Consider the following 14,906-nt stretch of genomic DNA (forward strand, 5'->3'; position numbering starts at 1 on the left):
ATGACGCGTGACGGGCAGCAGGACGCTGCGAACGGGAGTGCCGCGACCGGGTGGGACTACGCCCTGGGGGCCGATTCCGAGGTCGGCACGCTGCGTGCGGTGATGCTGCACCGTCCCGGTGACGAGCTGCGGCGCCTGACGCCGCGCAACAACGATCAACTGCTGTTCGACGGGCTGCCCTGGGTCGACCGTGCGCAGGAGGAACACGACGCGTTCGCCGCGGTGCTGCGGGATCGCGGCGTCGACGTCTATCTGCTCGGCGACCTGCTCACCGAGACGATCGCGCACAGCGGGGCCGCCCGCATCCAGGGCATCGCGGCCGCCGTCAGCGCACGCCGTCTGGGGACGCATCTCGCCGAGGATCTCGCGAGGCACCTGCGCGGACTCGCGCCCGCGGAGCTGTCACACGTCCTGACCGCCGGGATGACCTTCGACGAGCTCCCGATCACGCCGTCGGCGGAGCGTTCGTCGCTGGTCCGCCGGATGCATCACGGCCCCGAGTTCGCCATCGAACCGCTGCCGAACCTGCTGTTCACCCGCGACAGCTCGTTCTGGATCGGTTCGCGGTTCGCGATCACCTCCCTGGCACTTCCCGCGCGGGCACGCGAGACATCGCTGACCGACCTCATCTACGCGCATCACCCTCGTTTCACCGGTGCCCGACGCGCCTACGAGTCGCAGGTCGCGCCGGTCGAGGGCGGAGACGTGCTGCTCCTCGCCCCGGGTGTCGTCGCCGTCGGGGTCGGGGAGCGCACCACGCCGGCCGGTGCGGAAGCGCTGGCGCGCAGCCTCTTCGACGATCATCTCGCGCACACCGTGCTCGCGGTGCCCATCGAACAGGCGCGGGCGTTCATGCACCTCGACACCGTCTGCACCATGGTCGACACCGATGCGGTGGTGATGTATCCCAACATCCGCGACCACATGTCGGCGTTCACCCTCGCCCACGACCCGGCCACCGACGCCGTACACGTCACGGGGGAGCGGCCTTTCGTCGAAGCGGCCGCCGAGGCGATGGGTATCGGCAAGCTCAGGGTGATCGACACCGGCCTCGACCCGGTGACCGCCGAGCGCGAGCAGTGGGACGACGGCAACAACACCCTCGCCCTGTCCCCGGGTGTCGTCGTGTCCTACAACCGGAACGTGGAAACCAATCGACGCCTGCGTGATTCGGGTATCGAGGTCATCGAGATCGAGGGTCGTGAACTCGGCTCGGGTCGTGGTGGGCCCCGGTGCATGTCGTGTCCGCTGGCGCGGGATCTGTTGTGAGGACCGGCCATGAGCTCATCGCTGCTGGACAATCTGACGGTGGACCCGGCTTCGGACCGGCCACCCTTCGAGCAGGTGCGGCTCCGCATCATCGAACTGATCGCCGACGGCACGCTGCTCACCGGTGAACGCCTGCCGACCGTCCGGGCACTCGCCGCGCATCTCGACCTCGCCCCCAACACCGTGGCGAAGACCTACCGCGAACTCGAGGCGGCCGGGGTGATCGAGACCCGCGGACGCTCGGGCTCGTTCATCAGGGCCGGCCGGCACGACGCCCACGATGCCGGGTTCGCGGCGGCGACGACCTACGTCGAGACCGCCCGTGACCTGGGTCTTGACGACAAAACGATCGTCGCTCTGGTGGAGCGGGCGCTGCGCGCGACTTGAAATGGCAGCACCGACGTTGCTTTGGTGGACTCATGACAAGTGAACAGAACGTGCCGTCTGGCCGTGCGCGGGACTCCTCGCACGGACGTGGTGGGGGGAGTCGGCCCGCACGACCACGGTTGGATCCCGTGGTCTTCTCGGTCACTGCCCTCATCGTCATCGCCTTCGTCGCCTGGGGTCTCGCCGACAAGGACGGCCTCAACTCGACGAGTGCCGACGTCCTGGGGTGGATCACCACCAACCTCGGGTGGTTGTTCATCCTCTCCGCGACCGGTTTCGTCATCTTCGCGGTGTTCCTCGCGGTGTCCAAGTACGGGCGCATCCCTCTCGGCCGCGACGACGAGACGCCGCAGTTCCGTACCATCAGCTGGATCGCGATGATGTTCAGCGCCGGAATGGGTATCGGCCTGATGTTCTTCGGTGCCTACGAACCGCTCTTCCACTTCGTCAGTCCGCCACCGGAGATCGGCGCCGAGGACGTGCGCGCCGCGATGGCCACCACGATGTTCCACTGGGGATTCCACCCTTGGGCGATGTACGCGGTCGTCGGACTGGCCCTGGCGTACAGCACATTCCGGCTGGGGCGCACGCAGCTGATCAGCTCGGTGTTCGAGCGACTGTTCGGTCCGAAGGTGTCCAACGGTCCGGCCGGCAAGGTCATCGACATCCTCGCGATCTTCGCGACGCTGTTCGGCACGGTCGCGTCGCTGGGTCTCGGTGCACTGCAGATCGGTTCGGGCCTGGACAAGATCGGTTGGGTTCATGAACCCACGAAGCTCCTCCTGGTCGGGATCATCGCGATCCTCACCGCCGCATTCGTCGCCTCCGCGGTCTCGGGCATCGCCCGCGGCATCCAGTGGCTCTCGAACATCAACATGGTGCTCGCGGTCGTGCTCGCGGCCTTCGTCTTCGTCGTCGGCCCGACGATCTTCATCCTCAACCTGCTGCCGACCACACTCGGTGCCTACTTCACCGACCTGACGACCTTCGCGGCCCGTTCGGATGCGACCGTGGCGTCCGAGGCAGGCCAGCAGTGGCTTTCCGACTGGACCATCTTCTACTGGGCGTGGTGGGTCTCGTGGACCCCGTTCGTCGGCCTGTTCCTGGCCAAGATCAGTCGCGGGCGGACCATCCGCGAGTTCGTGATCGGCGTCATGGTGGTCCCGACGACGGTGTCGCTGGTCTGGTTCTGCGTGTTCGGCGGTACCGCGATCCGGGAACAGATGACCGGGGTGCTCGACTTCGACGCGGCCAACGACGCCAGCGAGGACACCCTGTTCGACGTGCTGGCGAACCTGCCGTGGGCCGGCGTCGCGTCGGCGCTGGTGATGATCCTGGTGGCGATCTTCTTCGTCTCGGGCGCCGATTCCGCCTCGCTGGTGATGGGGACGCTGTCACAGCGCGGCGCGGAGGAACCCTCACGCCTGATCACGGTGTTCTGGGGTGTGCCTCACCGGCGTGGTGGCCGCACTGCTCCTGGCGATCAGCGGGGATGACGCCCTCGACGGCATCAAGACGATGGCCATCATCGCAGCCCTGCCGTTCGTCCTGGTGATGATCGGCATGTGCCTGTCGCTGTACTCGGACCTCCGGCACGATCCGCTCATCGTGTCCCGCACCGTGTTGTCCGCACGCGTCGACGAGCATGTCCGAGAACAAGCCGAGGCGATCGCCACCGGAGAACTCGACTCCATCCACGCCGACGCCGTGCGGCATCTCGAGATCATCGAACCCGAGATCGTCGAGCAGGCCGGACTCAACGGCGACGGGACGGTCCCGGCCGCCAAGAAGGACGGTTCCCCGGCCTGACGGCACGGCCGATGCACTGTGGCGGCAGTACTCAGCCCCAGCTGGGCAGCCAGATCTGCTGCCGCCACAGTCCCGGTGAGATCGGGGACGCGGTGAGAATCGGCCACAGCCACACGAAGTTGGTGACGACCAGCGCCACGTAGACGGCGACCACGATGATCGACAGCACCCGGCGTTCCGGCCGCGCGCGGGCCGTGGTCGCCGTCGCGCGCAGCAGGTCACCGCAACAGAGCGCGAGACCCATCACGAGGAACGGGGCCAGCGCCGTCGCGTAGAAGAAGTACATCTGCCGGTCGAGGGACACGAACCACGGCAGGATGCCGGCACAGTAGCCGACGACGACCGCGGCGTAACGCCAGTCGCGGCGGACGATCCACGACCACAGACCCCACAGCAGCATGGGCAGTGCGAGCCACCACAGCGCGGGCGAACCGATCAGCATCTGCGCACGGACGCACTCACCCGTGCCGCACTGGTCGGGCCCGTTCTCGAGGGCGTAGAGCATGGGGCGCAGGCTCATCGGCCAGGTCCAGGGCTTGGACTCCCACGGATGCTGGTTGCCTGCCGAGTTGGTCAGCCCGGAATGGAACTCGAGGATGCCGGACTCGTAGTACCAGAGCGAACGCCACGCCCCGGGCACCCAGGAGAAGGTGCCGCCGGTACCGATGGAGTTGCCCTCGGAGTAGCGGTAGACGGCGGTCTCGCTGTTGAACCACGGGATGTAGGTCAGGAAGTAGATGGCCACCGGCATCACCGCGAGGCTCGCACCGGCGGGCACGACGTCGCGGACGAGCGTGCCGACCCACGGGCGCTGCACGTGATACGCGCGGCGGGCCGCGACGTCGAAACCGATCGCGAGCGCCATGAAGAAGAGGACGTAGTAGACGCCGGACCACTTGGTCCCGCAGGTGAGACCGAGCATGACGCCGGCGGTGAAGCGGTACCAGCGGAAACCGAGGCGCGGTCCGAACGGACTGTCGCCCACCCGGCCCTCGAGGTAGACGCGATACATCCGTTCGCGGACCTGGTCGCGGTCGGCGACGAGCGCGGCGAAGGCGGCGACGATGAACAGGGCCTGGAAGATGTCGAGCATCCCCATCCGGGACTGCACGAACAACACGCCGTCGCAGATCGCGAAGATCCCGGCGATCGCACCGACGAGTGTGGACCGGGTCAGCCGGCGCACGACGCAGTAGACGAGGACGACGATGAGGACGCCGGAGATCGCCGGCGCGACCCGCCAGCCGAGCGGGCCGTATCCGAACACGGCTTCTGATGCTGCGAGCATCCACTTGCCGATCGGTGGATGCACCACGAGCCCGTACGCCGGGTTGTCCTCGATCCAGTTGCCGCCGGTGAGCACCTGCCAGCCCTGCGGCACGTAGTGCTTCTCGTCGAAGACCGGGGTGCCCTTGTCCGTGGGGTGACTCAGATTCCAGAACCGGGTCAGGACGGCGACGAGCGTGATGACGACGCCGACCACCAGGCCGCGACCGCGATCCGGCGCACCGAACAGCGGGGCCGGGACCTCCGGTCCGAGGCGGGGCGGCGGGACCGCGGCGGGGACCGGGACACCGGCGGGCACAGAGGTGTCACGCGCGGCGGTGATGGTCACCCGCTCGATCCTAGTGGGCCCTCGTAAGCTGGCTGACGATGAATGCCGCCGAGCCCGACACGCACTCCACCGACGACCCCGCACCCGACACCGGGACGACGGGCCGGCTGGTGCTGGCCGCCACACCCATGGGGCAGGTCGGCGACGCCTCGCCCAGGTTGCGGTCGGCCCTGCAGACGGCCGACATCGTCGCCGCCGAGGACACCCGCCGCACCCGTGCGCTGGCCACCGCGCTCGGCGTCGAGATCGGCGGACGCGTCGTCAGCTACTACGACCAGGTGGAGGCGGCCCGGACACCCGGACTCGTCGAAGCGATCGCCGGTGGCGAGACGGTCCTGCTCGTCACCGACGCGGGGATGCCGTCGGTCAGCGACCCCGGTTACCGGATCGTGGTGGCCTGCGCCGAGGCCGGCCTGCCCGTGACGGCACTGCCCGGCCCGTCGGCGGTGACGACGGCACTCGCGGTGTCGGCGTTGCCGTCGGAGCGGTTCTGCTTCGAGGGATTCGCGCCACGCAAGCCGGGGGCCCGCGCGGACTGGCTGCGGGAACTCGTCACCCAGCCGCGCACGGCCGTCTTCTTCGAGTCGCCGCACCGGCTGGCCGACACCCTGGCCGCGGCGGCCGAGATCCTCGGACCCGACCGGCGCGCCGCGGTGTGCCGGGAGATGACGAAGACCTACGAGGAGGTCCGCCGCGGCGGTCTGGCCGAACTGGCCGACTGGGCGGCGGGCGGCGTCAGGGGCGAGATCACGGTGGTGATCGCCGGCGCGGTGCCCACCGAACCCGACGTCGAGGAACTGGCCGACCGCGCCGAGGAACTGGTGGCCGGCGGGATGCGGCTCAAAGACGCCTGCGCAGAGGTCACGCAGGGCTCGGGTGCCTCGCGGCGCGACGTCTACCAGTCGGTTCTCGATAGGCGTCGAGCTGATCCGAGCTGACCCGCAGCTCGACGCGCGGCGCCAGCCGGTAGGGCCGGCTCGAGACGAGCGCACCCACGACGCGGCGCAGTCGCGACAGCTCGGCGCGCACGCTGACGGTGTGATTCTGGTCGCCGAAGAGCAACTGGCTCAACTGTTGTGAGGTCAGTCCCTGGTCGCCCGCATCGGCCAGCAGCAGCAGGATCTGCGCGTGGCGACGGGTGAGGACCGTGCGCCACGGGTCGTCGTCGCCGGAGACCGTGATCGTCGGCTCTCCGTCGAGGTCGAGTTCGGCGATGACCGGGCCCGAGGGGCCCGCCGGACGCACCAGCCAGCCCGTCCCGAGTCGTTCGACGACGCACATCCCGAGTCCGGGTACGAACTGACGCATGTCCTCGGTCGGCGCGGCCACCCGGACCGGTGGCGTGCACCCACGACCTTCGGCGACCCAGCCGTCGTCGTCGATGAGGAGTCCGGGCCCGTGCAGGCCGGCCAGCTGGGCCGCGCCGTGGTAGCGGAGGTCGGCGAGTGCGCGCTGATGGGCGAGCGTCACCTCGTGCTCGCCCAGCGTGGCCAGGGCGGCCGTGAACGCCGAGACCGCCGGCTGCATCTGCATCGCCGGGCCGGCGAGCCCGGCGACCGCGATCATCTCGCCGGTGCGCGGGTCGTGAACCGGTGTCGCGGTGCAGTACAACCCGTGCAGCGATCGGCTGTAGTGCTCCGGGCCGAAGAGACGGCTGGGTCGGCGGTTGCGGATCGCCAAACCCACGGCGGTGGTCGCGGCGGAATCCTCGTCCCACCGGCTGCCCTCCACGAGACCGAGGCGGTTCGCCTCGGGGAACACCGCGGGCGAGCCGCCGCGCCACAGCATCACGCCGTCGGCGTCGAAGATGCCCAGGGCCATCAGCGGGTCGTCGGTCGACTGGGCGAACACCCGCTTGAGGGAGTCCACCGCGTGGCGGAGCGGATGGGCGGCCCGGCGGGCTTCGAGCTCGTCGCGGCTGATGCGTCCGCGATGGTGATCGTCGACCGTCGAGGGATGGTCCGCGGCCTGCACGCGGCTCCAGGACTCGACCACCTCACCCGCGAATCCGGGAGGCGGTGTCGCGCCGGACATGATGGCCTCGCGGTCGCGATTGATCTCCCGGACGAGCTCCGTGAGGTCGGTTGTCGCCTGGATGGACAGAGTCATGGACGGAATGTTACCGAAATCAACGATCAAGTCCGGAATTTAGGATGCTGCAGCGTATGCGGTCAAATGTTAGCGACGATGCTGGAAGCCTTGTCGAGACATTCCTGCCACTCGCTCTCCGGGACGGAGTCGATCGTGATGCCGCCGCCGACGCCGAGTCCGAGACTGCCGTCCGGCGCGATCTCGACCGTACGGATGGCCACGTTCAGATCGAGGGCCCGGTCGGGTCCGGCGATGCCGATCGCCCCGCAGTAGACGCCGCGGGCGGCATGCTCCCAATCGGCGAGCAGTTCCATCGCGCGCAGCTTGGGGGTGCCGGTGACCGACGCGGGCGGGAAGGTCGCGTCGAGCACGGCGTCGTTGCCGGTGCCGGGCCGCACGATCGCCTCGACTCGCGAGACCAGGTGCCAGACGCCGGGCGCGGGCACCACCGACAGGAGTTCGGGCACCCGGACGCTGCCGGTGACCGCGATCCGCCCCAGGTCGTTGCGGACGAGGTCGACGATCATGATGTTCTCCGCGATGTCTTTCGCGGAGGCGGACAGTGCGTCGGGGTCGGCGTGTGCGGGCAGTGTCCCCTTGATCGGTGAGGAACTGATGATGTTGCCGGTACGACGCAGGAAGGTCTCCGGCGACAGGCTTGCCACCGCACCCCAAACACCCTGCAGGAAAGCCGCTTTCGGAGGGGCCGTGGCTCCGGCGAGGTCGGCGAAGAAGTCCACCGGGTCTGAAGACAACGTGCCGGTGAACCGGGTGCACACGCACGCCTGATACACCTCGCCGGCGCGGATGGCGTCGAGACAGTGTCCGATCGCGGCCAGATGCGGTTCGCGTGCCGGCGGGTTCCAGGCGGTCGTCGTGGGGCGCTCGACCTGCGGGTGCGGGGCGTCGAGCACCGCGTGCGCCCAGTCGGGTATGCCGGTGCCGAGTGTGGACCACTCGCCGTCGCGGAGGACGAGAACACCGTCGGTGAGGCCGCCGGCATTCGTCGGCAGCGCCGACTCGTCGGCGCGCACCGGGAAGCCGATGTGCCCGAACCAGAAGCGGTCCGGGTCGTCGGGCGGGGTGCAGCCCGGGACGATCTCGATGCTCGGCGCGATCACCGCGTCGGCGCCGAGCCAGTCGCCGATCAGCGCCGCGGGCGGCGGGAGTCCCCGGTTGACGGTCTCGGCGTGGAGGGCCCGGAGTGCATCGAGCGCGGACGCGGCCATGTGTGGCGAGGTCGGTCAGTTCTCGTAACGCGGGAACACGGGTGACGGCTTCGGCAGCGCGGTTCCCGCCGCCAGGCGGGTGGCGACGGCGCTGAACTGACGGTCGTCGCCGACCGCGAGCAGGTCGAGGACCTTGTTCGACGACTCCGGCATCACCGGCTGACTCAGTACCGCGACGATGCGCACGACCTCGGCGCACACGTAGAGCACGGTGCCGGTGCGGTCGAGGTCGGTCTTCGCGAGCTTCCACGGTTCCTGCGCGGAGATGTACCGGTTGGTCTCGGCCAGCGTCGACCACAGCGCCTCGAGGCCGAGGTGGATGGCCTGGTTGTCGAAGTGCTCGCGGACGGTCCCGAGCAGCGAGTCGGCCCGGTCCAGCAGGGCCTTGTCGGCGTCGGTGAGGTCAGCAGCCGCCGGCACCACGCCGTCGAAGTACTTGCCGATCATCGACAGGGTGCGCTGGGCGAGGTTGCCGAACTCGTTGGAGAGGTCGGCGTTGATGCGCGACACGATCGCCTCGGCCGAGTACGACCCGTCCTGGCCGTACGACACCTCGCGCAGGAAGAAGTAGCGCACCGGATCGAGGCCGAACTCGTCGATGAGGTTCTCCGGGTCGACGACGTTGCCGACCGACTTGGACATCTTCTCGCCCTTGTTGAACAGGAAGCCGTGTGCGAAGACCCGCTTGGGCAGTTCGACGCCCGCGCTCATCAGGAAGGCCGGCCAGTACACGCAGTGGAACCGGATGATGTCCTTGCCGATGATGTGCAGGTCGGCGGGCCAGAAACGCTCGAAGGTCGCGGCGTCGTCGGGGAAGCCGACACCGGTGAGGTAGTTGGTCAGCGCGTCGACCCACACGTACATGACGTGCTCGGGATGGTCGGGGACCGGGACGCCCCAGTCGAAGGTCGTCCGCGACACCGACAGGTCGGTGAGCCCGCCCTTGACGAAGCTGATGACCTCGTTGCGTCGCACGTCGGGCCCGATGAAGTCGGGCTGTGCCTCGTAGAGCTCGAGGAGCTTGTCCTGGTAGGCCGAGAGGCGGAAGAAGTAGGTCTCCTCCTCGGTCCAGGTCACCACGTGCCCGGTGTCGGAGGCGATGCGCTCACCGGCGTCGTCGACCTCGGTGTCGGACTCGGCGTAGAAGGTCTCGTCGCGGACGTCGTACCAGCCGGAATACTTGTCGAGGTAGATGTCACCGCGGTCGCTCATCCGCTTCCACAGTTCCTCCGACGCCCGCTTGTGGTCCTCGTCGGACGTGCGGATGAAACGGTCGAAGCTCGAGCCGAGACGTTCCTGCAACGACTGGAATCGATCGGAGTTGCGGTTCGCGAGTTCGGCGGTGGGGATGCCCTCGGTCTGTGCGGTCTGCTGCATCTTCTGACCGTGGACGTCGGTGCCGGTCAGGAACCGGACGTCGAAACCGTCGAGGCGCTTGAACCGTGCGAGGGCATCTGCGGAGATGTACTCGTAGGCGTGCCCGATGTGCGGCGCACCGTTGGGATACGCGATCGCGGTGGTGAGGTAGTACGGCCGCCCCGCACCGTACGAGGTGCCGTCCTCGGCCGTGCCGGACAGATCAGGGCTGGTCAGATCGGGTGCCATAGTGCTCCACAGAGTACCGACCGGCAGCCGCCGACAGCCAATCGCGGGTCGGCCCCGCTCAGCGGGATCGCAACGACCCGATCGCCCGCGCGGTACGGGCGACCGTCTCGTCGGCGTCGTCGCCGAGGCCGGTCAGGGCCTTCGACGCGGCGTCGCCGGTGATCTCCGCCAGCGCCTGGACCAGCCGCAACCGCACCGACGGGTCCGGGTCGGCGCCGAGGCGGTCGACGAGCCGCTCGACGATCCGGCCGTCGACGTCATGGGTGGCCAGGATCTCGGCCGCCTCGACATCGCGGTCACCGACGGCGACGAGTTCGACGAGGACGTTCAGCGCAGCTTCGGCGCCGCGACGGCCCAGGGAGAGCGCGGCCGTCCGCCGGACCTCGTGGTCCGGGTCGGTCAGCGACGCCTCGAGCACCGCGGTGGCCCGGGCGTCGTCGATCGCGGAGAGGGCGGTGGTCGCGCGGCGCCGGACCGTCGCGTCGGGGTCGGTCACCCGGGCGGCGAGCTGGTCGAGTGCACCCGGGGTCTGCGCCAGCGCCCAGCGGAGCGTGCCGGCGACGTTCTCGTCGGATTCGGCGAGCAGGGCATCGGTCAGCGACTCGGCGGACAGTCCGGCGTCTCCCGCGCGCAACGCCGCGCGCTGGCGGTGGGCGGCATGCTCGGAGTGCACCGCACGGAGCAAGCCGACCACGTCGAGGACGGCCGGCCAGTCGTCGGCGCCGGTCACCTGGATCTGTCGGAGTCGGTCCAGCAGCCGGGCGTCGGCGGCCATCCGGTCCTGCGTGTCCTGGATCAACCTCTCCAGCAACGCGTCCGGCGCGAAGGACGGATCGTCGAGGGCGCGGCCCACGTCGCGCAGCGACAACCCGAGCGACCGAAGGCTTTCCACGTGCAGTAGACGTTCGATGTCGGGGTCGGAGTACTCGCGATAGCCGCCCGTCGTGCGGCCGGTCGGACGGACGAGGCCGAGGGCGTCGTAGTGGCGCAGCATCCGGGTGCTGACACCCGAACGCCGCGCCACCTCGCCGATCAGCACGGCGTACTCGAATCATGCTCGGGCACAACGGGGTTCGTCAACTTGGCGGCCCGTTCGAGCTCGTACGCGAAGTCGCTGTCCGGGTCGTCGAGGATCCGGGTGGTGGCCGCGGCGTGCGCGCGAACCCGGGGAGTCCGGTGACGACGAGCCGTGGCGAGAGCGTCGAGGGACGCCTCGCCGAGCGCGGCCAGCGCACGACTCAGGCTGCGCTGCACATCGATCGGGCCTCGCCCGAGCTCCCGGGCCAGTTCTCCTGCGAGTGCGAGCTCCTCGCCCGCCGGAACGAGGGCCACCGCGGCGCGCCATGCGGTCCGCGCGACCTCGGGATCGGCGTCGTGCAACAGATCGGCGGTGACGGCCGGCCACGCGGACCGGTCGCCGACCTTCGACAATGTATGCAGCGCCTGGCTGCGGGCCTGCGGCGCATCCGAGACCAGTTCATCGACGAGTCGCGGCACCGTCACCTGCGCGGGAAGCCTCGTCAGCGCCCACGTCAGCATGTCCCGGACGAAGAAGTCCGGTTCGACGGCGCAGCGTGCGATCAGGTCGTCGACCAGGAGCGGGTCGGGTTCGGTTCCCGCCGCCATCGCCGCGCGTAGACGCGTCGACGGGTCGGGTGCGTGCAGTGCGGTCGTGATCGTCTGAGTCATCGTCAACACCTCCTCGTACACCCACTACAGACCCTGTCACGGTGTCAAGGTCAAGAAGCGTGATGCCGAGGAGGGTGAGGGGTCGCTCAGATCTCGCGACGGTAGGGCTCGCACCCCGGAGGCGCCTTGGGCGGTTCCCGATACTCGAGGTCGGGGATCTTCATGCTCACCGGTGCCGACGTGAGGGTGAACTGCTCGCCGTGGTGGGAGAGATCGATCGGCGGTCCGGACAGCAACCGGTAGGTGGCGTGCTCCTTGTCCACCGCGACCACGAACTTCGACTCCCGCACGATCATGCGGAAGGACATGTACGTCAACCGGCTGGGCAGCCGTGGCGCGAAGGTGATCTTTCCGCTGAAGTCGCGCATGCCGCCGAAACCGGCCACGCAGTCCGTCCACGCCCCGGCCAGTGCGGCGATGTGCAAGCCGCTGTTGACGTTGCTGTGCAGGTCGTGCAGATCGGTGAACACCGACTCGGCCAACAGATCGTAGGCGAGGTCGAGGTAGCCGACCTCGGCGGCCGTGACCGCTTCGCAGCACGCCGAGAGCGACGAGTCGCGCACGGTGATCGGGTAGTAGTAGTCGAAGTTGCGGAGCTTCTGTTCGGCGGTGAACGAGTCGCCGAACAGGTAGGTCGCATAGACCAGGTCGGCCTGCTTGACGACCTGTTTGCGGTAGAGGTCGTAGTACGGATAGTTCAGCAACAGTGGGTACCGGCCGACCGAGGACTCGAAATCCCACGCCCCGAGCAGCGTGAACGACTCACACTGCTGGTGTACCCCGAGCGCCTCGTCGTAGGGGATGGACATGTCGTCGGCGCACGACTCCCAGTGCGCCGCTTCGGCTGTCGTCACCCCGAATTGTTCGGCGAGGTCGGGACGACGGTGCACCGCGGCCACCGCGTCGCGCAGGTTCTGCTGTGCCGCGAGGTTGGTGAAGACGTTGTTGTTCACCACGGCCGTGTACTCGTCCGGCCCGGTCACGCCGTCGATGCGGAACTTCCCGTTGACGTCGTGATGGCCGAGACCCGCGAACAAACGGGCGGTCTCGACGAGAAGTTCGACGCCGCACTCGGTTTCGAACTGTTCGTCGTCGGTGGCGCGCAGGTAGCGGGCGGTGGCGTTGGCGATGTCGGCGGACACGTGCACCCCGGCCGTGCCCGCGGGCCAGTAGCCCGAACACTCGTCCCCGTTGATCGATCGCCACGGGAACATCGCGCCGCGCTGGCCGAGTTCGGCGGCGCGGGCCTTCGCCTTGTCCATGGTGGCGTGACGCCAGCGGAGTTCCTCGCCGGCCGCGGCGGGCACCGTGTAGGTGAGCATCGGCAGGATGAAACTCTCGGTGTCCCAGAAGGTGTGACCGTCGTAGCCGGGACCGGTGAGCCCCTTGGCCGGGATCGCGCGCGACTGGCCGCGCGCGCCGGCCTGTAGCACGTGGAACAGTGCGAACCGAACCGCTTGCTGGAGTTCGGGATCCCCGTCGAGTTCGATGTCGGCGTCGCGCCAGAAGTCCTCCAGGTAGCGGACCTGGTCGGCTTTCAGGGAGTCCCAGCCGGTCTCCATCGCCATCGCCAGCGCGGCGTCGACCTGTGCGCGCAGCGCCGGTACCGAGCGCCGGGCCGACCAGCCGTAACCCATGTACTTGGTGAGGGTCAGGCTCTTGCCCTTCGGCACGTTCGCCGCGATCGTGAGGCGGGCGAGGTCGCCATCGGCGCGGATGAAGGTGTCGGCCTTGTCCGGGAAGTAGATCTCGTGGTCCATGCCGGCGGCGATGTGCAGACCGGACTGCTTGGTGTGGTGGACCAGCATGCCCCAGTAGTTGCGGCAGGTCGCCAGATCCGACACCAGCGGGGCGTCGAGCGCAGCCGCGAGACGCGGGTCGTTGCCGGGGGCCGGGACCGGCTCGTTGGCCAGCAGGTCGGACTGCAGGACGAGCTTCATGTCCTCGTCGACGGGTTCCACCTCGTAGCGGATGGCCGCGATGGTGCGCTTGGTGAACGAGACGAGACGTTCGGACTTGATGCGCACGGTGCGCCCGGTCGGCGACGTCCACAGGGTGTGACGACGCAGCGTGCCGGTGCGGAAGTCCAGCGTCCGTTCGTGCTCTTCGGTACGGCCGTACCGAAGGTCCATCGGCTCGTCCTCGACGAGCAGGCGGATGATCTTGCCGTCGGTCACGTTCACGACCGTCTGGCCCGATTCGGGGTAACCGTAGCCGCTCTCCGCGTAGGGGAGGCCGCGCAACTCGTAGAAGCCGTTGAGGTAGGTGCCCGGATGGTCGACCGGTTCACCCTCCTCGAAGGTGCCGCGTAAGCCGATGTGCCCGTTGGACAACGCGAACAACGTCTCGGTGCGGCCGAGCATGTCGAGATCGACTCCGCCGCTCCACTTCAGCTGCCACGGGTGGATCTCGAACCCGTGTGGCTTGTCCGCGCTCATGCGGGCAGCAATTCGTCGAGATCGTTGACGACGACGTCGGCGCCGGCGGCGCGCATCGCCTCGGCCTGACCTCCGCCGACACGATCGACGCCCACGACGAAGCCGAACTCGCCTGCGCTACCGGCCTGTACGCCGGAGATGGCGTCCTCGAAGACCGCGGCCGCAGCGGGCTCGACGCCCATCAGTTCGGCTCCCAGCAGATAAGAGTCGGGAGCGGGTTTGCCGTTGAGTCCACGTGCGGCGATCTCGAGACCGTCGACGCGGACCTCGACGAAACCCGACAGGTCGGCAGCTTCGAGCACTGGTCCTCCATTCTTCGACGACGTCACGACCGCGATCCGGAGACCGGCATCGCGTGCCGCGTTGAGGTACCGCACCGACCCTGGGTAGGCCTGGCCGCCGTCTTCGGCGAGGCTGACGAGGAACATGTCGTTCTTGCCGTTTCCGATCGCGGTCACGGTCGCGGGGTCGACGTCGGTGATCCCGCGCGACGCCAGGAAGGCTCGTACCCCGTCCTCACGGGGACGTCCGTCGACGTAGTCGAGGTAGTCCTGGTCGGTGAACTCCACGAAGCCGGGCGCGTCGACGCCGCCCGCGCGATCGGCGAGGAAGGCGTCGAACGTCTTCTTCCAGGCCTTGCGGTGGAGTACCGCGGTTTCGGTGAGGACCCCGTCGAGATCGAAGAGCGCGACAGTGATCACTTCTGGCAATCCCAACACGATGCGCAACGCTACCCGCCTGAGTCGGGTAAGGCGCGATGAAGCGCGATAGCGC

Annotated in this window: 11 protein-coding genes and 1 pseudogene; 4 read left to right on the forward strand and 8 right to left on the reverse strand. The window is 68.7% G+C overall.

What is annotated here, in order from left to right; translation table 11 throughout:
* The 3 genes and pseudogenes from GOALK_RS05700 to GOALK_RS05710 all read left to right on the forward strand — a co-directional run bounded on the left by GOALK_RS05700 (window position 1) and on the right by GOALK_RS05710 (window position 3,465).
* Window positions 1-1,269: an arginine deiminase gene (locus GOALK_RS05700; protein WP_006357848.1), complete on the forward strand. Its 1,269-nt coding sequence runs from the start codon at window positions 1-3 to the stop codon at window positions 1,267-1,269.
* 9 nt (window positions 1,270-1,278) lie between these two features.
* Window positions 1,279-1,656, forward strand: coding sequence for a GntR family transcriptional regulator (locus GOALK_RS05705; protein ID WP_006357849.1), 378 nt, complete (start codon window positions 1,279-1,281; stop codon window positions 1,654-1,656).
* 32 nt (window positions 1,657-1,688) lie between these two features.
* Window positions 1,689-3,465, forward strand: a pseudogene (locus tag GOALK_RS05710) (BCCT family transporter).
* 31 nt (window positions 3,466-3,496) lie between these two features.
* On the opposite strand, the gene GOALK_RS05715 reads toward GOALK_RS05710, so the two are convergent.
* Window positions 3,497-5,080: a dolichyl-phosphate-mannose--protein mannosyltransferase gene (locus GOALK_RS05715; protein WP_006357852.1), complete on the reverse strand. Its 1,584-nt coding sequence runs from the start codon at window positions 5,078-5,080 to the stop codon at window positions 3,497-3,499.
* A gap of 38 nt (window positions 5,081-5,118) precedes the next feature.
* On the opposite strand from GOALK_RS05715, the gene rsmI reads away from it, so the two are divergent.
* Window positions 5,119-6,018: a 16S rRNA (cytidine(1402)-2'-O)-methyltransferase gene (gene rsmI / locus GOALK_RS05720; RefSeq protein WP_006357853.1), complete on the forward strand. Its 900-nt coding sequence runs from the start codon at window positions 5,119-5,121 to the stop codon at window positions 6,016-6,018.
* Here the strand turns inward: rsmI and GOALK_RS05725 are convergent.
* The 7 genes from GOALK_RS05725 to GOALK_RS05755 all read right to left on the reverse strand — a co-directional run bounded on the left by GOALK_RS05725 (window position 5,942) and on the right by GOALK_RS05755 (window position 14,851).
* On the reverse strand, window positions 5,942-7,189 hold the full coding sequence (locus GOALK_RS05725) for a helix-turn-helix domain-containing protein (RefSeq protein WP_006357854.1): 1,248 nt from the start codon (window positions 7,187-7,189) through the stop codon (window positions 5,942-5,944). The genes rsmI and GOALK_RS05725 overlap by 77 nt on opposite strands.
* Before the next feature lie 62 nt (window positions 7,190-7,251).
* Window positions 7,252-8,400, reverse strand: a complete 1,149-nt coding sequence (locus GOALK_RS05730; RefSeq protein WP_006357855.1) for an aminodeoxychorismate synthase component I — start codon at window positions 8,398-8,400, stop codon at window positions 7,252-7,254.
* A gap of 15 nt (window positions 8,401-8,415) precedes the next feature.
* Window positions 8,416-10,005, reverse strand: a complete 1,590-nt coding sequence (metG, locus tag GOALK_RS05735) for a methionine--tRNA ligase (RefSeq protein ID WP_006357856.1) — start codon at window positions 10,003-10,005, stop codon at window positions 8,416-8,418.
* A 58-nt stretch (window positions 10,006-10,063) separates the two neighbouring features.
* Window positions 10,064-11,044, reverse strand: a complete 981-nt coding sequence (locus GOALK_RS05740; protein WP_006357857.1) for a HEAT repeat domain-containing protein — start codon at window positions 11,042-11,044, stop codon at window positions 10,064-10,066.
* The gene (locus tag GOALK_RS05745) at window positions 11,038-11,694 is read right to left on the reverse strand and encodes a HEAT repeat domain-containing protein (protein ID WP_040004033.1); all 657 of its coding nucleotides are present in this window, start codon (window positions 11,692-11,694) and stop codon (window positions 11,038-11,040) included. Before GOALK_RS05745 ends, GOALK_RS05740 begins: the two co-directional genes overlap by 7 nt.
* A gap of 86 nt (window positions 11,695-11,780) precedes the next feature.
* Complete coding sequence (locus GOALK_RS05750) at window positions 11,781-14,132, reverse strand: glycoside hydrolase family 65 protein (RefSeq protein WP_006357859.1); 2,352 nt, start codon at window positions 14,130-14,132, stop codon at window positions 11,781-11,783.
* Window positions 14,129-14,851 (reverse strand): beta-phosphoglucomutase family hydrolase, encoded by a 723-nt coding sequence (locus GOALK_RS05755; protein WP_040004034.1) that lies wholly within the window; start codon window positions 14,849-14,851, stop codon window positions 14,129-14,131. The genes GOALK_RS05750 and GOALK_RS05755 overlap by 4 nt, the downstream gene beginning before the upstream one ends.
* Window positions 14,852-14,906: the final 55 nt, after the last annotated feature.

Origin of the sequence: Gordonia alkanivorans NBRC 16433 (assembly GCF_000225505.1) — a bacterium.
GTDB lineage: Bacteria > Actinomycetota > Actinomycetes > Mycobacteriales > Mycobacteriaceae > Gordonia > Gordonia alkanivorans.